Origin of the sequence: Aeromonas sp. 11P, from assembly GCF_051920165.1 — a bacterium.
Lineage (GTDB): Bacteria > Pseudomonadota > Gammaproteobacteria > Enterobacterales > Aeromonadaceae > Aeromonas > Aeromonas veronii.
The window spans coordinates 4,598,742-4,616,717 of record NZ_JBQBDJ010000004.1; the positions used below are offsets into that span (position 1 = coordinate 4,598,742).

A 17,976-nucleotide genomic window follows, 5' to 3' on the forward strand; every position below is an offset into this window, starting at 1 on the left:
ATGTCTCTCTCATTGAAAGCCGGCGCAAGCCTGCTCCTGCTAGTTGTGCTGTTTGCCTTGTTGGCACCGCTCATCTGGCCCGATCCTGCCGCACAGGATCTGGCCAACTTTCTGGCAGCCCCTTCCTTGCAGGAACCCCTCGGACGGGATCAGCTGGGGCGTAGCCTGATGGCGCGGCTGGCCGCAGCTACCCGCTTGTCGCTGTTGCTGGGGATCTTGTGCGTCATGACGGCCGCCCTGCTCGGTGCTCTGTTGGGGTGGCTCTCGGCCTGGCGCGGTGGTTGGGTCGACGGGCTGCTGCGCAGCCTGGCTGACGGTGTGCTGGCCCTGCCCAGCTTGCTGCTGGTGCTGTTGTTCTCCGCCATGGCCCAGGGTGGTTATGCCATCCTCTATTTCGGCCTGGCCATGGCGCAGTGGGTCGAATACTACCGGGTGGTGCGGGCCCGCAGCCGCACCTTGCTCGCGTCCCCCCAGGTGGAGGCGTCTCGCTTGCTCGGTTTTGGCAACGGCTACATAGTGCGCCGCCATCTCTGGCCCGAACTTGCCCCCCAGTTGCTGACCATGATGGCGTTCGGTCTGGCGGGGGCTATTCTGACCCTCTCCACCCTGGGTTTTGTCGGGGTGGGCATTCAGCCTCCCACCCCTGAGCTGGGCCTGATGATGACGGAGGCTTTGCCGCACTATCAGGAGGCCCCCCGTCTGCTGCTTGCTCCCATCATGGTGATGGGCTTGATGCTGTTGGCTCTGGTGCTGCTCAACCACAGATCAATGCCCCATCCCCGTTCGTCACAAGGAGTCAGGTCATGACTGCTATTCACATCAAGGGCGTGCAGGTTGGCGCTGGCAAACAGACCTTGCTGCAACCGCTGGATTTGACTCTGACACCCGGCAGCGCCCTGACGCTGGTGGGAGAGAGTGGTTCTGGCAAATCCCTGCTGGCCCATGCCTTGATGGGGACACTGCCTGCTCCGCTGAGTGGGCAAGGTCAGCTTGAGGTGGCCGGGCATCACTACGATCTGGCCGAGCCCCATCGACTGCGTGCCCTGTGGGGGCGAGAGGTAGCGATGTTGCCGCAAGAGCCGGTGATGGCACTCGACCCTACCATGGGGGTGCTGCACCAGGTAGAGGAGGGCTGGCTTGCGGGAGGTCAACAGGCCCGCTCGCGGGCGAGAACCCTCCTCGAACACCTGGGGCTTGCTGGATGTGAACGTCATTTCGCGCACCAGCTTTCCGGCGGCATGGCCCAGCGCGCTGTTTTTGCGGCAGCCACACTGGGACAAGCCCGACTGCTCATCGCCGATGAGCCCACCAAGGGGCTGGACAGTCTGGCTCGCGACAGGCTGCAAGCGCAGTTACTGGGCTATCTGGCGCAGGCTCGTCAGTTGTTGACCATCACCCACGACCTGACACTGGCCCGGGCGCTGGGTGGCTGGGTGTTGGTGGTCAAGGAGGGAGAGATAGTGGAGCAAGGACCTGCCGAACGGGTATTGCATCGCCCAGCCCATGTCTATACCAGGGCGTTGCTGGCGGCAGAACCCTCGGCTTGGCCCAGGAAAAGACCACAGGCTACTGGTGACTGGTTACTCAGGGGGGAGGGACTGACCATGGGATATGGCGAACAGACCCTGTTCCAGGGACTCGATGTGCAACTGACGCAAGGGGCGCGACTTGCTATCATGGCACCGAGCGGTGCGGGCAAGAGTACGCTCGGCAATGTGCTGCTCGGCTTGCAGCGCCCTTTGCAGGGACATGTGCTGCGCCGGGAAGGGGTCGCTCACCACCGCTGGCAGAAACTCTATCAGGATCCTGTCCAGGCGTTTGCCAGCCGGGTGCGCCTTGGGACCCTGTTTGACGATCTGCTGCGCCACCATCGCTTGCCCCGTCAGCGTCTTGTCGATTATCTGGCTCGGCTTGGGTTAGATGAGGGGTTGCTGAGGCGTCTGCCGGGTCAGGTATCTGGGGGAGAGTTGCAGCGTCTGTCGCTGATCCGGGCCCTGTTGCTACGCCCTGTACTGTTGTTTGCCGATGAGCCCACCTCACGGCTCGATCCCCTCAGTCAGCAACAGACCATGACCTGCCTGCTGGATGAGCTGGGAGAGATCGGTTGTGCCCTGTTGCTTGTGACCCATGATGAAGCCCTGGCCGACAAGGTGGGTGAGCGCTGCCTGCGGCTGGGAGGGATAACTGGGACCCAAAATGAGGGCATGGGTGTTGCGTGCGAACGACGGACAGTATGATGACGAGGCCTGAAGGCGTTTTGCCGATGGTAACACGTTGATTTTGAATTGCTGACGGGGCGTAAAGCCCCGTAATATTAGAAAAACTAGGGCAAGCCGATTATAAAGATTCGTTCGTTTTTTGTGAGCTGAATCACTATGATGCCCCCATACCACCAAGCGTCCTGTGCGGTGGCTCGGCGGGCTCCCCGCCTACTGTTTCCAACACTGTTTTTGATTGCATCACAGCCTTTGTGATCAGATTCCTCTGGGCCATTTTGTGCCAGAGGGGCGGCAGCATTTTTTCGATTTTTTGGGACTGATATGGATCGGCACAGTTTTTATCCGTTGTTTTTACTGACCATTCTGATGGTCGCTGTGGGCCAGATGACCCAGACCCTCTATGTCCCCTCCATTCCCATGATGGCGGGGGACTTCAATGTGGCCTCGGGCCAGTTGCAGGCGGTGATGGCCTGCTATCTGATCCCCTATGGCCTCTCCCAGTTTGTCTATGGGCCGCTGTCGGATCGTATCGGCCGTCGTCCGGTGTTGATCGTCGGCATGATGGTGTTTCTGGTGGGCACCCTGATCATTCAGGTCATCCCCCATTTTGCCGCCCTGCTGGTGGGCAGCTTTATTCAGGGGCTGGGTACCGGTGCCGGTGGCGCCATGAGCCGTACCGTGATGCGCGATCGCTACAACGGCGCCGAGCTCAACCGCGCCAACAGTCTGGTGAGCATGGGGGTGATCTTCTCCCCGCTGCTGGCACCGGTGCTGGGTGGCTGGTTGACCGAGCTGTTCAACTGGCGCGCCGGTTACTGGTTCCTGTTCGGTTTTGGTGCCGTAGCCACCTTGGCGATCATGGCCTGGTTTGGTGAGACTCTGCCTGCTGCTGCCCGTCAGCCGCTGCGCGTCGGAGCTGCCTATCGCCATGTACTGGGCAACCCCAAGTTTCAGGGCAACCTGCTCTGCCTGATGGCGACCTTTGCGGGACTCGCGGTATTTGAAGCAGCGGCCGGTGTGCTGCTGGGCGATGTGCTGAAACTGAGCGCCCGTACCGTGAGCGTGCTGTTCGTGCTGCCGCTGCCAGGTTATCTGTTCGGGGCCTGGCTCTCTGCCAAACTCAGTTTTCGCCTGAGCCAGGGAAAGCTGATGCGTCTTGGCATCGCCTTTCTGGCGCTCGGTTCCCTCATCATTCTGGTGCCGGGGCTGTTCGGGGTGGTGAGTGCCGCCTCGCTGGTCGGTGGTGCGGCTGTCTACTTCATCGGTAGCGGTATTCTCTACCCGACCGCCACTTCCTGTGCCATTGAGCCCTTCCCGGGTCAGGCCGGCACCGCAGGGGCCATTCTCGGCGGGATGCAGAATCTGGGAGCCGGTGTGGTGACCCTGCTGGCCGCCGGTTTCCCGATGACAGGTCAGGTGACTCTGGGGGCCATCATGACCCTGATGGTGCTGATCGTGGCGCTGAGTTTTGTCTGGCTGCGCCACCACGGCTCGCCGCACGAGCAGATGGCCATCTAAACGTGTTTGCCTGCTGCAAAACAAAGCCCGCCAAAATGGCGGGCTTTGTCGTTATGGCTGCTTGTTGGTGGGGGCATCTTCTGCCACCAGATCGAGAAAGGCGCGCATGGCGGGGGTGATGCTCTGCTGGCGGGTCAGAAAGGCGGTATGGCCGATATTCTCCAGCGGAGCGAGAGGCAGGCAAACGAGATCCGAGAGCTTGCTGGCAGAGCGGGCGAGACCGGAGCTGACGATGGCCCAGCCCAGCCGGTGGCGTACGGCGCTGACCAGATGGAACAGCGAGTCGGTCTCCAGTACCACGTTGAGCGAGGTTTCCCCCTGCTCGGCGGCGCGATCCAGATATTGGCGAAATTGCATGGTGCGGCTGGGCAGCACCAACGGCTGTTGCTGCAGTTCAGCAAGCGCAATGTCGCCGCTGCGCGGAAACTGATCCGCTTCGTCACGGTTCATCAGCACCGCCATCTGGTTGGCGCCTTGCGGGTAGACGTGAAAGGCGCGCCGGCCAGCTCCCCCGGCGGGTTCATCAAATCCCAGTCCGATATCGCACTGATGCAGCTCCAGCTGTGATAGCAGGGCTTCGTTGCTGAGCACCGACAGGCGAATGGCGATATCGGGATAGCGCTGCTTGCAGCGGGCGATAAACGGCATGATGTCGAGATTGGACTGGGGCACGATACCGATACGCAGGGTGCCGGAGAGTTCGCCTTGGAACAGCGCCAGCTCTTGCTTGAGCGCCTCCTGTTCCAGCAACATCCGTTCGGCATACTGGCGTACCAGCACGCCCGCTTCGGTCAGGGCGACAAACTGGCTGGTGCGTACCACCAGATCGGTGCCGACACTCTTTTCCAGCGCGGTAATGCTGGCCGAGAGGGTGGGCTGGGTGATGTGGCAGGCTTTGGCCGCTTTGGCAAAATGCCGGTGTTTGGCCAGCTCGTGAAAGTAGTGAAGTTGCTTGATGTTCATCTGGTTGTAGTGGAGGCAGTGGAACCGGCCATTGAAAAATTAATCAATTGAAAAAACATCTTCGATAGAACAACTCTATCAGGATATAGATTTATTTCATTGGTTTTGCGTCAGTCGCCTCTCTAAACTTGAATGCAGTTTGCATTTTTAGGCCAACCTGCATGCCTGCCCATTCTCCCGTCGCAACCCCCGCCAACTTGCCGTCACTGGATCATCTGGTGGAAGAGGTAGCCGTCGCCATCAACATCAATGGCATCAACCATGCGGTGATGATGGCGACTCCGGACGATCTCGACGACTTTGCCGTCGGATTTCTGTTTGGCGAGGGGATTATCCGGCATAACCACGAAGTCCACGACATCGAGGTCGCGCCAGCCGAACAGGGTATTGTACTGGATGTGACCATCGCCAACCGCTCTCTGGCCGCCCTGACCGAGCACAAGCGCCGGCTGACCGGGGTGACCGGCTGCGGCATCTGCGGCGTGGCGGCGGTGGAGCAGGCGCTGCCTGCACTGCCGGTGATGCCGCTGACGCCGCCGCTGGATGGGGTATTGCTGGCGGGTTTACGTGCGCAGATCGCCCAGTGGCAGCTCAAGGGACAGCAACACGGCGCCCTGCATGCGGCGCTGGCGCTGGATGCCGAGGGGCAGATCCTCCACTGCCGGGAAGATATCGGGCGCCACAATGCCCTCGACAAGCTGATCGGCCTGCTGCTGCGTCAACACAGTGCGTGCGACACCCTGGTGGTGACCAGCCGTTGCGGTAGCGAGCTGGTGCAAAAAGCCGTCCGCTTTGGTGCCCGTCATCTTATCTGTCTGGCATCGCCCAGCCAGCTGGCGGTCAGGCTGGCCCTCAAATACAACCTCAACGTCGTTCATATTCCCAAGTTTGATGCCCCGGTCAGCTATTCGAGCTATCGCCCGGCGGATCCCATCGGAGAGTGCCATGAGTCATATTGAAAAGCCCGCCAAAGCCGGCGGTTTTTCGTCCCTGCAATCCACCATGAAACAGGTGCTGCGCAGCCAGAAGACCCGTCAGAACATCAAGAACCTGCTGCGGGTCAACCAGACCGACGGCTTCGACTGCCCGGGCTGCGCCTGGGGGGACAACGACCACGGCACCTTCCAGTTTTGTGAAAACGGCGCCAAGGCGGTGGCCTGGGAATCCACCGGCAAGACGGTGGGGACCGACTTTTTTGCCGCCCATTCGGTGCGCCAGCTGGCCACCCAGAGCGACTACTGGCTCGAGTATCAGGGGCGGCTGACCGAGCCGATGCGCTACAACCCGGCGACCGATCACTACGAGCCGATAAGCTGGGACGACGCCTTCTCCGTGATTGCAGACACCCTTAAGGGGCTGAATAGCCCGGACGAGGTGGAGTTTTACACCTCGGGGCGTGCCAGCAACGAAGCTTCCTACCTCTATCAGCTGTTTGGTCGCCTGTTTGGCACCAACAACTTCCCCGACTGCTCCAACATGTGCCACGAGGCGAGCGGGGTTGCGTTGATCCAGTCGGTCGGCATCGGCAAGGGGACTGTGGTGCTGGATGACTTCGACCAGGCCGAGGCGGTGTTCGTCTATGGTCAGAATCCGGGTACCAACCACCCGCGCATGATGAATGCCCTGCGCCAGGCGGCGCGCGGCGGCTGCAAGATCGTCAGCTTCAACAACTTGAAAGAGGTGGCGCTGGAGCGCTTTGCCAGCCCGCAGAGCCCGCTGGAGCTGCTGACCCCGGCGGCCACCACCATCAGCCACCAATATCTGACGCCGAAACTGGGTGGCGACATGGCCGCCATCCGTGGCATGGCCAAATACATCCTGGAAGAGGCGCCAGAGGCGGTGGATCGCGACTTTATCGCCCGCCACACCCACCACTTTGCCGAGTACGAGGTGCAGGTGCGTGCCACCGACTGGGCGGCGATCGAGCAGCAATCCGGCCTGACTCGCGCCGACATCGTGCAGGCCGCCCGGGTCTTTGCCGTCAGCCAGCGCATTATCAGTTGCTGGGCTATGGGGGTGACCCAGCATCTGCACTCGGTCGATACCATCCGTGAAATCGTCAACCTGCACCTGATGCGCGGCCAGATTGGCAAGCCGGGGGCGGGGCTCTGTCCGGTGCGGGGCCACAGCAACGTGCAGGGCAACCGCACCATGGGGATCAACGAAAAACCGACCGCCGCCTTTATCGACCGGCTCGAGCGTCACCTGCAGGTGAGCCTGCCGCGGGCCCGTGGCCACAACGTGTACGAGGCGCTCAAGGCGTTGCATGAAGGCAAGAGCAAGGTGCTCATCTGCCTGGGCGGCAACCTGGCGGCAGCGGCGCCCGATACCGACTTCACCTATGGGGCGATGAAAAGGGCCGAGCTCAACGTGCAGATCAGCACCAAGCTCAACCGCAGCCATCTGCAGGTGGGCAAGGCGGCGCTGATCCTGCCCTGCCTTGGTCGTACCGAGCTCGATATCCAGCGCAGCGGCAACCAGAAGATCACTGTGGAGGACACCTTCAGCATGGTGCACGCTTCGACCGGTGCGGCCGAGCCGGTGTCGCCCCTCTGCCTCTCCGAGACCGACATAGTGGCGCGGATGGCTCATGCCACCGTGGGTAGCGAGCGGGTCGATTGGCTGGCCCTGCGCGATGACTATGCGCTTATCCGTGATCTTATCGAGCAGACCATCGCCGGTTTCACCGATTTCAACGCCCGCATCCAGCAGCCGTGCGGTTTTCATCTCGATAACTCTGCGGCGCTTCTGACCTGGAATACTGCCAGTGGCCGCGCCGAGTTTCGCGCCAGTACCCTGCCGCAATCTGTGTTGCCGGAGTGTACCCGCCATGCCGAGCAGATGGCGGATCAGCCGGTACTGCTGCTGCAGAGCCTGCGCTCCCACGATCAGTACAACACCACTATCTACGGCATGGACGATCGCTATCGCGGCATCAAGGGCCAGCGCATGGTGGTCTTCATGAACGAAGCGGATGCCCGTCGCCTCGGTTTTGTCGAAGGGGACAAGGTCGATATGGCGGCTATCTGCAACGACGGACGCGAGCGTATTGTGACCGGCTTTAGCGTGGTGATTTATGACATTCCGCAGGGCAACATCGCGGCTTATTATCCGGAGACCAATCCGCTGGTGCCCATCGACAGTATCGGTGCAGGGTCGTTTACCCCGACCTCCAAGTCCATCCCGGTGCTGGTGACTGCCTCCCGCCAGCAGGAGAATTTGTTGCTGGTCAAATAAAAGCGCTAACGCGACTGTCTGCACTAATACCTGCCTGCACTTTGAATGCAGCGATGCCCCGGATGAACTGTCCATCCGGGGCATTTTTCTGGTGTGCGGGGCAGGGGGCTGGTTGCGTGGACAAGCAGGAAAAGAAAAAGCCCGTCACATCAGTGACGGGCTTTTTGCAGTTGGAACCCCGGAGATGCCGTTGCCGGTTTGGGCCCTTGAACCGTCGGTTCAAGGCGGGGTTCGGATCTGACCGCAGGCTTCTCGGTCGTGCCGAGCATGCGCAATAGCCAGAAGGCAGAACCCCTGTTTGGTATGAATATCGGCTCGGGGACTTGAACCGGCTGACAAACACCCCAGGGTATTTCAAAACAGTTTGCGATTAGGGCTGCTGCCCCTCTTCGCTGGAATCGCCATATTGACCGTGTTCGATCAAGGCCGCTTCGATGGTGCGCTGCAGCATCTTGATCCGCTTGTCCATGGTCTCAGAGTATTGGTGGTTCTTCTCTTTTTCAAGACAGAGCTCATGGCAGAAATTAAGCGCCGCCATGACAGCCAATTGCTCGTTACTGGAGACTTTGGAGCGTTGACGCAGGTCGATCAGTTTATCGGTCAGCTGGTCGGCGGCCTGGCGCAGGGCATCCTGCTGTCCCAGGGGACAGGATACCTTGTAGGGACGTCCCAAAATGACGATTTCTACGGCCTCTGTGCTCATGCCTTCCTCAATACGGCGGAGCTGATTTCCGCCTTTATCCACGTGGACAACTGGGCGGGACTATATAGCGCAGATACATAAGTTTCAAGGCCTTGCTGGCTCTGGAAGAGGGAGAATGCTAGGATCCTGACCATTAATTCTGCAAATTTGCCTGAACTTTGAGCGGATCCTCTATGAGCAAAACAAACCCCCTTAAATATGCGGCTGTGGCCGACATCATGGAGCAGCATGAGCTGATGGCCAGTGCAGTCGAGGCCCATGGTGTGATCTGCGGTCTGGTGTGTGGTGGTGTGGCACTGGATGAGAAGAGCTGGGTCCCCCATTTCAACGATTTGGTGAACGACGGTTTCGGGCTGCCGGCCCCGGTGCGCCAGGTGATGACCGATCTTTATCACAATGTGGTCGAGAGCCTGATGGCTCAAAAAGGGGTGGAGTTGTTGTTGCCAAGCGATGATGCTCCCCTCGATGAGCGGATCGATGCGCTGGTGGACTGGTCCCAGGCATTTCTGGCCGGTTTCGGTGTAGTGCAGCAGGAGCTGTCGCGTGCGTCGGAAGAGCTGCAGGAGATGATCCAGGATATCGCCAGCATCACTCAGGTCTCTGCCGAGTTCGATCAGGAAGATGACGAGAACGAAGCCTCCTTCCTGGTGCTCTACGAACACGTCAAGCTGGGGGTCATGATGGCCTTCGAAGAGTTTGGCAAGCGCCCCGATACCCCGAGCGCGCCGCCGACCCTGCACTGATAGATTGTTGCAGGCAAGCCAGCCTCCTTTTGCAAGAGCGCCAACAGGCGCTCTTTTTGTTGGCCATATTCTGGCTAACCCTGTGAGCTATAACCGCTTTTTTGCCCTCAAGCGCACATCCGCCGGTCGCCTTTGTGGTAGCATGAGGCCACGTTTTTCACTTCTCCCTCTCTGCTTATGCCCCAATCTGATGTGCGACAGGTCGATGTGACGCTGGTCGGTGGTGGAATGAGTGGTGCCGTGCTGGCCCTCTCGCTGGCGGCCCTGCGCAAGCCGGACGGCTCGCCCCTCGACATCCTGCTGCTGGAGGCCAGTGCCCCCGAGGCGCAACCATCCGCAACTCCTGCTCACCCCGGTTTTGATGCGCGCGCCATTGCGCTCTCGGCCGGTACCTGCGAAGCCCTTGAGCGGCGCGGACTCTGGCCCCTGTTTGCGCCCCACTGCGCCCCCATTACTCATATCCATGTCTCGGATCGTGGCCATAGCGGTCAGACTCGTCTCTCGGCGGCGGAGTATGGGCTGCCTGCGCTCGGTCAGGTGATCGAGTTGGCGGCGGCGGGGGGGGAGTTGCAGCGGGCGATGGTAACCATTTCGCACATCCGGGTGATCTGTCCGGCCAAATTGCGTGAGGTAGCGCCACGGGAGGAGGGGGTGACTCTCACCCTCGAGAGCGGTGAGCAGATTGATACCCGCCTGCTGGTGGCGGCAGACGGGGGCAACTCCTTTGTGCGCCAGCAGTTAACGCTGCCGGTGAGCCGCCACGACTACGAGCAGAGCGCCATCATCGCCACCGTTAAAACGCAGCAGGAACCGGCGGGCCGTGCATTCGAGCGCTTTACCGAGAGCGGGCCGCTGGCGCTGCTGCCGATGCAGGACGGCCTCTCTTCGCTGGTGTGGAGTGTCAGACGGGACGAGGTGGATGAGCTGATGGCGCTCGATGATGCCGCCTTCCTTGCCCGCTTGCAGCAGGCCTTTGGCTGGCGGCTCGGTCGCTTCGAGCGATGCGGCGTGCGTAACGTCTATCCGCTCATTCTGACCGCCTGCGACTACCCGCTGGCCCAGCGCACCGTGCTGGTCGGTAATGCCGCCCACGCCCTGCACCCGATTGCCGGACAGGGCTTCAACCTCGGGATGCGGGATCTCGACCTGCTTACCGGCGCCGTAGCCAAGGCGTTGGCAGAGGGGGAGGATATCGGCAGCTTCAAGGTACTGAGTGGCTACTGGCAGCAGCGTCAGCGCGATCAGGCGCAGACCGTCTGGCTTACCTCTTCGCTGGCCCAGCTCTTCTCCAATGGTCACGATCCGCTGGTGGCGGGGCGCAATCTGGCGCTCACCCTGATGGGGCGCCTGCCGTGTCTCAAGGCGCCGCTCGCTGCACGAACTCTGGGGTTCGTTGCCGATCTATGTAGCAATAATCGGCGGCAATAAATCGCCAGAGTTCAACAAAGAGCCCAGCAAAGAGTTCAACAGTTGCACGAGGGGAGGCCATGCGCCTCCCTCTGCTGGCCGATGGCCAGCCATGAAAGGATGAGATGATGCAGATGCAAAGTGTCGATGTTGTGATTGTCGGTGGTGGCATGGTGGGCCTCGGGCTCGCTGCCGCCCTCAAGGAGAGCGCCCTCAAGGTGGTGGTGGTCGAGGGGCAACTGCCCGACCCGCAGCTGGGGGAGGTGGCTGATAATCGGGTCAGCGCCCTGAGTCTAGCCAGCCAGCAGATTCTGCGCCATGTCGGCGCCTGGGGCGGCATTGAAGCGCGCCGCCTGCAGGCCTATGACAAGATGGCGGTGTGGGAGCAGGACAGTTTCGGCCATATCGACTTCGATGCCGCCAGCCTGCGTCAGGCCAACCTCGGCCACATCGTCGAGAATCGGGTGATCCAGCTGGCGCTGCTTGAGGCGATTCTCGCTGACGGGACACGGGGTGCCAGCAATATCCAGTTGCTGACCCCCGCCAGAGCCAAGAGCCTGCAGAGCGGCCCGGCGGGCGCCCTGCTGCTCCTTGAGGATGGTCAGGCCATCTCGGCCAAACTGGTGGTAGCCGCCGATGGCGCCCACTCCTGGGTGCGCCGTCAGGCCGATATCCCGCTCACCAGCTGGGATTATGGCCACCACGCCCTGGTGGCGACGGTGCGCTGCGCCGAACCCCATGAAGCTGTTGCTCGCCAGATCTTCACCCCGGATGGCCCGCTCGCCTTTTTGCCGCTGTGGCAAGAGAACCTCTGTTCCATCGTCTGGTCGCTGCCTGCGGCCCGCGCCGAGGCGCTCTGCGCCTGCGATGATGAGCAGTTCAATCGCCAGCTTACGGCCGCCTTCGATGCCCGGCTCGGTCTGTGCAAGGTGGAGGGGCCGCGCAGCGCCATTCCGCTCACCGCCCGCTATGCCCGCGATTTTGCTCGCGAGCGGTTGGTGCTGGTGGGAGATGCCGCCCATACCATCCACCCGCTGGCGGGGCAGGGGGTCAACCTTGGCCTGCTGGATGCTGCCGCGCTGGCGGAGCAGATCTTGCAAAATCATGCCGCGGGTGAGGATATCGGCCTGCTCGCCAACCTGCGCAGCTACGAGCGCTGGCGCAAGAGCGAAGCGGCTCGCATGCTGGCTGCGATGGAAGGGCTCAAGCGGCTGTTCAGCGGGGCCAACCCGCTCAAGAAGCTGGTGCGGGGCGTGGGATTGCGCGCGGCCAATCTGCTGACGCCCTTCAAGGAGGGGGTGATCCGGGCAGCCATGGGGCTGGAGGGCGAGCTACCCGCATTGGCCCGTCCTGACTGGGCTGTTGCGGCGACCAAGGGCAGTGCCATGCAGGCCAAGGGTGAAAAAAACTAATATTACTCGCGTTTTTTGACAACAAAAGTAATCCGACAAGGCTGATGACCCGTTTTGGGTGTCAGCCTTTAATTTTGCTCTGGAGCGAAACGTTTTTCTGCAAATTGTGACGAAACGGTAAAAATCAAAATTTAATCTCGCATGGGTCGGCTTATGGCTGTTTTTATCACTGCATTTATCTTAGTGTCTGGAGTCAGTTTTACGGGAGGGGATTAGTTTTTTTTGAGCGGCACGCTCGCCTGCTTGTCATATAATCCGCTCCGTTCAAGGAATCCCTCTTGCCTGGCAAGGGCAGGAGCGAGCACACACTTTTGGATCCGGTCGCTTTTTATTGCACGCAGTGCAGTCAGAGCGGTGGCGCGGGTCGCAAGGGTGGTCGCCAAAGCGAAAAGGCTTTTTGCTAAGGAAAGAATGCGATGATCCAGACTACTGTACTGCATCCCAAACACCTGGAAGCCGGCGCCAAGATGGTGGACTTCCACGGTTGGGAAATGCCCATCAACTACGGCTCCCAGCTGGAAGAGCACCACGCGGTGCGCAGCGATGCCGGTATGTTCGATGTCTCCCACATGACCATCGTCGATTTGACCGGCGAACGGGTCAAAGCCTTTCTGCAACACCTGCTGGCCAACGACGTGGCCAAACTCACAGCCTCCGGCAAGGCCCTCTACAGCGGCATGCTCAATCCGGAAGGCGGCGTGATCGATGACCTCATCACCTATTACCTGACCGATACCTTCTACCGGCTGGTGGTCAACTCCGCTACCCGCGAGAAGGATCTGGCCTGGATCCGCCATCACGCCATCGATTTCGATATCACAGTGACCGAGCGTCCGGAGCTTGCGATGATTGCGGTGCAGGGCCCCAACGCCAAGGTCAAGGCTGCTGCTGTGCTGAGCGCCGCTCAGCGTACCGCCGTGGTGGGGATGAAACCCTTCTTCGGCGTGCAGGCTGGCGATCTCTTTATCGCCACCACCGGCTACACCGGCGAGGATGGTTATGAAATCGTGGTGCCGCAAGAGAAAGCCTGCGAGCTGTGGCAGGCACTGCTGGATAACGGCGTCGTCCCGTGCGGCCTCGGTGCCCGCGATACCCTGCGCCTCGAGGCGGGGATGAACCTATACGGTCAGGATATGGACGAGTCAATCTCTCCACTCGCCGCCAACATGGCCTGGACCATCGCCTGGGAGCCGAGCGATCGAAATTTCATCGGCCGCGACGTGCTGGAAGCGCAGAAAGCGGCGGGCAACCAGCCCAAGCTGGTGGGGCTGGTGATGGAAGAGAAAGGGGTGCTGCGTGCCGGTATGCCGGTCACCTTCACCGCGGCAAATGGTGAGAAGCGGGAAGGTGTGATCACCTCCGGCTCTTTCTCCCCCACCCTGGGCTACAGTATTGCCCTGGCGCGGGTGCCCCGCGATATCGGTGAGCTGGCCGAGGTGGAGATCCGCAAGAAGCTGGTCACCGTGAAGGTCACCAAGCCCGCTTTCGTCCGTAACGGCCAGAAGCTGGTTTAATACCGTTTTGGGGGAGGGCAGTACCTGCCCCATCCCTTCTCATATTCGTTTTTAAACGCGACTCAAAGATCAAAGGAAGCACAAATGAGCCATATCCCGAGCGAACTGAAATATGCCACTTCCCACGAGTGGATCCGTGTTGAAGCCAACGGTGAGGCCGTGGTCGGTATCACCGAACACGCCCAGGAGCTGCTGGGTGACATGGTGTTTGTCGAGCTGCCGGAAGTGGGCAAGCAGGTCAGTGCCGGTGACGACTGCGCCGTGGCCGAGTCGGTCAAGGCGGCCTCCGACATCTACAGCCCGGTGAGCGGCGAGATCATTGCCGTCAACGAAGAGCTGGAAGGGAGCCCCGAGTTGGTCAACTCCGATCCCTACAGCGCTGGCTGGCTGTTCCGCATCAAGCTCGATGACGAGAGCGAGCTGGCCAACCTGCTGGATGCCGAAGGCTACCAGAACGTGGTGGACGAAGAGTAATACCCCGGGCCCTGCACCAACGTGCGGGGCCCTTTTGTATGGCTGCCGACGGAGTCGACAGCAGGGTGAAGTCACCCGTATCCGGCGTGTTGGGGTTTAGCCTGCGCGCGGTTTACAGGGTGATCCCCGGGGTGCCAGCGAGCATCCAGTGCCGTGCTCTCTTGGCTGCGGCATAGCGAACATGAGTGGCGTCGGTATCAGCCGACGATCAGGAACATCAGGTCTTGGTTATCAGGATGTCATGCCAGGACTTATTTATCAGGAAATAGGGAAATGACCCAGTCACTGTTTGAACTCGAGCAAAAAACCGATTTTGTCCGCCGCCATATCGGCCCGGGCGAGGAAGAGCTGCGCCAGCTGCTGGCGACCGTCGGGGCCGAGAGTCTGGACGATCTGATTGCCCAGACCGTGCCCGCCGCCATTCGCCTGCCGGGCCCGCTCGGCATCGGTGCCGGCATGACCGAAGTGGAGGCGCTGGCCAAGCTCAGGGGCTATGCCGCCCAGAACAAGATTGCCAAGAGCTATATCGGCATGGGTTATCACGATACCCATGTGCCCCACGTCATTTTGCGCAACGTGCTGGAAAACCCGGGCTGGTATACCGCCTACACCCCGTACCAGCCCGAGCTGGCGCAGGGCCGTCTCGAAGCCCTGCTCAACTTCCAGCAGCTGACGCTGGATCTCACCGGCATGGATCTGGCCAGTGCCTCCCTGCTGGATGAAGCGACCGCCGCAGCCGAGGCGATGGCGCTGGCCAAGCGGATGGCCAAGTCCAAATCCAACCTCTTCTTCGTGGCCGATGATGTGCACCCGCAGGTGATCGACGTGGTCAAAGAGCGCGCGGTTCACTTCGGTTTCGACGTGGCGGTTGGCGCCGCGAGCGACGCGGTGAGCGAAGAGGTGTTCGGGGCCCTGTTCCAGTACCCCACCACTACAGGTGAGGTGAAGATCTGCGCGCCCTGATTGCCGCAGTACAGGCCCAGAAAGGGCTGGCCTGCGTCAGCGCCGACTTGCTCTCCCTGCTGCTGCTCAAGTCCCCGGGCGAGCTGGGCGCCGATGTGGTGTTGGGTTCCGCCCAGCGCTTTGGCGTGCCCATGGGCTACGGTGGCCCCCACGCCGCCTTTTTCGCCACCCGCGATGCCTACAAGCGCTCCATGCCGGGCCGCATTATCGGCGTTTCCAAGGATGCCCGTGGCAAGGCCGCGCTGCGTATGGCGATGCAGACCCGCGAGCAGCACATCCGCCGCGAGAAGGCCAACTCCAACATCTGTACCGCGCAGGTGCTGCTGGCCAATATGGCGAGCTTCTACGCCGTCTACCACGGCCCGGTGGGGCTGAAAACCATCGCCTCCCGTGTCCACCGTCTCACCACCATTCTGGCGCTCGGCCTCAAGGCCAAGGGCGTGGTCCTCAAGCATGCCAGCTGGTTCGATACCCTGACCGTGCAGACTGCCGACAAAGCGGCGCTGATCGCCAAGGCCGAAGGGCTCGGCATCAACTTGCGCGCGGATCTCGACGGTGCGGTAGGGGTGTCCCTCTCTGAAACCACTACCCGCGCCGATGTCGCCGAGCTGTTCGAACTGTTCCTGGGGGCAGGCCACGGCTTGGATATCGAGGCCCTCGACAAGGCGGCGCAGGCCCATCACGCCATCCCGCAGGATCTGCTGCGCACCGACGCCGTGCTGACCCACGAGGTGTTCAACAAGTACCACTCCGAAACCGAGATGCTGCGTTATATCCACCGTCTCGAAGCGAAAGATCTGGCGCTCAACTACGCCATGATCTCCTTGGGCTCCTGCACCATGAAGCTCAACGCCACAGCCGAGATGATCCCGGTGACCTGGCCCGAGTTCGGAAAACTGCACCCGTTTGCCCCGCTGGCGCAGGCCAAGGGCTATCAGCTGCTGCTGGCCGACCTCGAAAATTGGCTGGTGAAGGTGACCGGTTACGATGCGGTCTGCATGCAGCCCAACTCCGGGGCTCAGGGGGAGTACGCTGGTCTCTTGGCCATCAAGAAGTACCACGAATCCCGAGGCGAGGGGCATCGCGACATCTGTCTCATTCCGGCTTCTGCCCACGGGACCAACCCGGCCTCTGCCCAGATGGCGGGGCTCAAGGTGATCGTCACCGCCTGTGACAAGTCCGGCAACGTGGATCTCGACGACCTGCGTGCCAAGGCGGCCGAGGCGGGTGATCAGCTCTCCTGTCTGATGGTGACCTACCCCTCCACTCACGGGGTGTATGAGGAGACCATCAAGGAGGTGTGCGACATCGTTCACCAGCACGGTGGCCAGGTCTATCTGGACGGCGCCAATATGAACGCGCAAGTCGGGTTGACTGCACCGGGCTTTATCGGGGCGGACGTCTCTCACCTCAACCTGCACAAGACCTTCGCCATTCCTCACGGTGGTGGCGGCCCGGGCATGGGCCCCATCGGCGTGAAGAAGCATCTGGCACCGTTCGTGGCTGGCCACGCCGTGGTCAAGACCGACAAGGAGAGCCGTGACAACGGCGCCGTGTCGGCGGCACCGTTCGGCTCGGCCAGCATCCTGCCCATCAGCTGGATGTATATCGCCATGCTGGGTGACGAGGGGCTGAAGAAATCCACTCAGGTGGCCATCCTCAACGCTAACTATCTGGCCAAGAAGCTGGGTGAATCCTTCCCAGTGCTCTATTCCGGCCGCAACGGTCGGGTGGCCCACGAGTGCATCCTGGATATCCGTCCGCTCAAGGAGGCTTCCGGCATCAGCGAGATGGACGTGGCCAAGCGGCTGATGGATTACGGCTTCCACGCTCCGACCATGAGCTTCCCGGTTGCGGGTACCCTGATGGTCGAACCGACCGAATCGGAATCCAAGCGCGAGCTGGATCGCTTCGTCGAGGCGATGACGTCCATTCGCGCCGAGATTGCCAAGGTGCAGGAGGGGCAGTGGAGCCTCGCCGACAACCCGCTGGTCCATGCCCCGCACACCCAGGATGATGTGATGGATGCAGAGTGGTCCCGTGGCTACAGCCGAGCCGAGGCGGTCTTCCCGTCGGACGCCGTGCGCGCCAGCAAGCTGTGGCCGTCGGTCAACCGCATCGACGATGTCTACGGCGATCGCAACCTGTTCTGCTCCTGTATCCCGACTGAGGATTACGCCAAGTAAGTGGCGTTTATGATCACGGCCATTTAAGTTGGAAACCGTGACATTGAAGTTGGAAACCGACCATTCAAGTTGGAAACTCAAAGGCCCTGCAACAGCAGGGCCTTTTTATTATTCCGTGGACTGAGAGTCATTAAATTATAAAAATGATCGCATTTTGATCTTTCAGCCGTGTTGGGGAAGGTGCGAACAAGACTCTGGTGTGAGACTATCAGTCTCACTTGGTATCAGGGATGAGGTTCAGCATGGTCCAACAGTTTACTTTCGCGGATAGCAAGTTCAATGGTAAACGCCGCAAAACCCGCAAAGAGACATTCCTAGCCCGCATGGACGCTTTGCTCCCATGGGCCAGAATGCTCAGTGTCATTGAACCGGTCTACCCGAAAGCTGACAACGGCAGCCGTTCCTATCCACTCGACACCATGCTGCGAATTCACTACATGCAGCAGTGGAATAACCATCTGCGATGGCGCCATGGAATATGAGCTCTACGAGATTACTTCTCTGTGCGGTAGATGGGCATACAGATGACCGAGTTGATAAGAGAAGAGCCCACCAAAAGAGGTGACGCTACCAACCAATACCGAAACGGCGCAGATATCCAAGCCATTTGATAAGGAAACTCCACCTTCAGAGAGGG

13 protein-coding genes, 1 other RNA gene and 2 pseudogenes are annotated in these 17,976 nt (G+C 60.8%); 12 read left to right on the plus strand and 4 right to left on the minus strand.

The annotated features are described in order from the left end of the window. The 3 genes from ACTG1P_RS21315 (at nucleotide 1) to emrD (ending at nucleotide 3,737) form a co-directional block, all read left to right on the plus strand. Nucleotides 1–807, plus strand: a complete 807-nt coding sequence (locus ACTG1P_RS21315) for an ABC transporter permease (protein ID WP_440002199.1) — start codon at nucleotides 1–3, stop codon at nucleotides 805–807. Next, entirely contained in the window at nucleotides 804–2,237 is a 1,434-nt protein-coding gene (locus tag ACTG1P_RS21320; RefSeq protein ID WP_440002200.1) for an ABC transporter ATP-binding protein, read from the plus strand. The genes ACTG1P_RS21315 and ACTG1P_RS21320 overlap by 4 nt, the downstream gene beginning before the upstream one ends. 303 nt (nucleotides 2,238–2,540) lie before the next feature. Further along, nucleotides 2,541–3,737: a multidrug efflux MFS transporter EmrD gene (gene emrD, locus ACTG1P_RS21325; protein WP_076492248.1), complete on the plus strand. Its 1,197-nt coding sequence runs from the start codon at nucleotides 2,541–2,543 to the stop codon at nucleotides 3,735–3,737. A gap of 51 nt (nucleotides 3,738–3,788) precedes the next feature. Here emrD and ACTG1P_RS21330 read toward each other — a convergent pair whose 3' ends face one another. Next, nucleotides 3,789–4,700, minus strand: a complete 912-nt coding sequence (locus ACTG1P_RS21330) for a LysR family transcriptional regulator (RefSeq protein ID WP_440002201.1) — start codon at nucleotides 4,698–4,700, stop codon at nucleotides 3,789–3,791. Nucleotides 4,701–4,861: 161 nt separating this feature from the next. Here ACTG1P_RS21330 and fdhD point away from each other — a divergent pair, with 161 nt between their 5' ends. Beyond that, nucleotides 4,862–5,659, plus strand: a complete 798-nt coding sequence (gene fdhD, locus ACTG1P_RS21335) for a formate dehydrogenase accessory sulfurtransferase FdhD (RefSeq protein WP_440002202.1) — start codon at nucleotides 4,862–4,864, stop codon at nucleotides 5,657–5,659. Further along, the gene (locus ACTG1P_RS21340; protein WP_440002203.1) at nucleotides 5,646–7,937 is read left to right on the plus strand and encodes an FdhF/YdeP family oxidoreductase; all 2,292 of its coding nucleotides are present in this window, start codon (nucleotides 5,646–5,648) and stop codon (nucleotides 7,935–7,937) included. Before fdhD ends, ACTG1P_RS21340 begins: the two co-directional genes overlap by 14 nt. Nucleotides 7,938–8,108: 171 nt before the next feature. Here ACTG1P_RS21340 and ssrS read toward each other — a convergent pair. Continuing rightward, a non-coding RNA gene (gene ssrS / locus ACTG1P_RS21345) (6S RNA) lies at nucleotides 8,109–8,291 on the minus strand. Nucleotides 8,292–8,307: 16 nt separating this feature from the next. Next, entirely contained in the window at nucleotides 8,308–8,640 is a 333-nt protein-coding gene (zapA, locus tag ACTG1P_RS21350) for a cell division protein ZapA (protein ID WP_033116026.1), read from the minus strand. Between the two features lie 173 nt (nucleotides 8,641–8,813). Between zapA and ACTG1P_RS21355 the strand changes: the two genes are divergently transcribed. The 3 genes from ACTG1P_RS21355 to ACTG1P_RS21365 all read left to right on the plus strand — a co-directional run bounded on the left by ACTG1P_RS21355 (nucleotide 8,814) and on the right by ACTG1P_RS21365 (nucleotide 12,202). After that, a complete protein-coding gene (locus tag ACTG1P_RS21355; RefSeq protein WP_033116025.1) occupies nucleotides 8,814–9,383 on the plus strand; it encodes a UPF0149 family protein in 570 nt (189 codons plus the stop codon). Between the two features lie 177 nt (nucleotides 9,384–9,560). Further along, a complete protein-coding gene (ubiH, locus tag ACTG1P_RS21360) occupies nucleotides 9,561–10,811 on the plus strand; it encodes a 2-octaprenyl-6-methoxyphenyl hydroxylase (RefSeq protein ID WP_440002204.1) in 1,251 nt (416 codons plus the stop codon). A gap of 107 nt (nucleotides 10,812–10,918) precedes the next feature. After that, nucleotides 10,919–12,202: an FAD-dependent 2-octaprenylphenol hydroxylase gene (locus ACTG1P_RS21365; RefSeq protein ID WP_440002205.1), complete on the plus strand. Its 1,284-nt coding sequence runs from the start codon at nucleotides 10,919–10,921 to the stop codon at nucleotides 12,200–12,202. A gap of 212 nt (nucleotides 12,203–12,414) precedes the next feature. Here ACTG1P_RS21365 and ACTG1P_RS21370 read toward each other — a convergent pair whose 3' ends face one another. Further along, nucleotides 12,415–12,642, minus strand: a complete 228-nt coding sequence (locus ACTG1P_RS21370) for a hypothetical protein (RefSeq protein WP_440002206.1) — start codon at nucleotides 12,640–12,642, stop codon at nucleotides 12,415–12,417. On the opposite strand from ACTG1P_RS21370, the gene gcvT reads away from it, so the two are divergent. From gcvT to ACTG1P_RS21390, 4 genes and pseudogenes are all read left to right on the plus strand, one after another. Next, a complete protein-coding gene (gene gcvT, locus ACTG1P_RS21375) occupies nucleotides 12,619–13,716 on the plus strand; it encodes a glycine cleavage system aminomethyltransferase GcvT (RefSeq protein ID WP_440002207.1) in 1,098 nt (365 codons plus the stop codon). The genes ACTG1P_RS21370 and gcvT overlap by 24 nt on opposite strands. A gap of 84 nt (nucleotides 13,717–13,800) precedes the next feature. Then, the gene (gcvH, locus tag ACTG1P_RS21380) at nucleotides 13,801–14,190 is read left to right on the plus strand and encodes a glycine cleavage system protein GcvH (RefSeq protein ID WP_005333898.1); all 390 of its coding nucleotides are present in this window, start codon (nucleotides 13,801–13,803) and stop codon (nucleotides 14,188–14,190) included. 273 nt (nucleotides 14,191–14,463) lie between these two features. Continuing rightward, nucleotides 14,464–17,339 (plus strand): annotated as a pseudogene (gene gcvP, locus ACTG1P_RS21385) (aminomethyl-transferring glycine dehydrogenase). Between the two features lie 242 nt (nucleotides 17,340–17,581). After that, nucleotides 17,582–17,843: pseudogene (locus ACTG1P_RS21390) on the plus strand (transposase); the annotation flags it as partial. Nucleotides 17,844–17,976: the final 133 nt, after the last annotated feature.

Coding starts and splice junctions, on each gene's coding strand:
- emrD (WP_076492248.1), top strand. CDS start 2,541: ATGGATCGGCACAGTTTTTATCCGTTGTTTTTACTGACCATTCTGATG.
- ACTG1P_RS21365 (WP_440002205.1), top strand. CDS start 10,919: ATGCAGATGCAAAGTGTCGATGTTGTGATTGTCGGTGGTGGCATGGTG.
- ACTG1P_RS21340 (WP_440002203.1), top strand. CDS start 5,646: ATGAGTCATATTGAAAAGCCCGCCAAAGCCGGCGGTTTTTCGTCCCTG.
- ACTG1P_RS21355 (WP_033116025.1), top strand. CDS start 8,814: ATGAGCAAAACAAACCCCCTTAAATATGCGGCTGTGGCCGACATCATG.
- gcvT (WP_440002207.1), top strand. CDS start 12,619: ATGATCCAGACTACTGTACTGCATCCCAAACACCTGGAAGCCGGCGCC.
- ACTG1P_RS21370 (WP_440002206.1), bottom strand. CDS start 12,642: ATGCAGTACAGTAGTCTGGATCATCGCATTCTTTCCTTAGCAAAAAGC.
- ACTG1P_RS21320 (WP_440002200.1), top strand. CDS start 804: ATGACTGCTATTCACATCAAGGGCGTGCAGGTTGGCGCTGGCAAACAG.
- fdhD (WP_440002202.1), top strand. CDS start 4,862: ATGCCTGCCCATTCTCCCGTCGCAACCCCCGCCAACTTGCCGTCACTG.
- zapA (WP_033116026.1), bottom strand. CDS start 8,640: ATGAGCACAGAGGCCGTAGAAATCGTCATTTTGGGACGTCCCTACAAG.
- gcvH (WP_005333898.1), top strand. CDS start 13,801: ATGAGCCATATCCCGAGCGAACTGAAATATGCCACTTCCCACGAGTGG.
- ACTG1P_RS21330 (WP_440002201.1), bottom strand. CDS start 4,700: ATGAACATCAAGCAACTTCACTACTTTCACGAGCTGGCCAAACACCGG.
- ACTG1P_RS21315 (WP_440002199.1), top strand. CDS start 1: ATGTCTCTCTCATTGAAAGCCGGCGCAAGCCTGCTCCTGCTAGTTGTG.
- ubiH (WP_440002204.1), top strand. CDS start 9,561: ATGCCCCAATCTGATGTGCGACAGGTCGATGTGACGCTGGTCGGTGGT.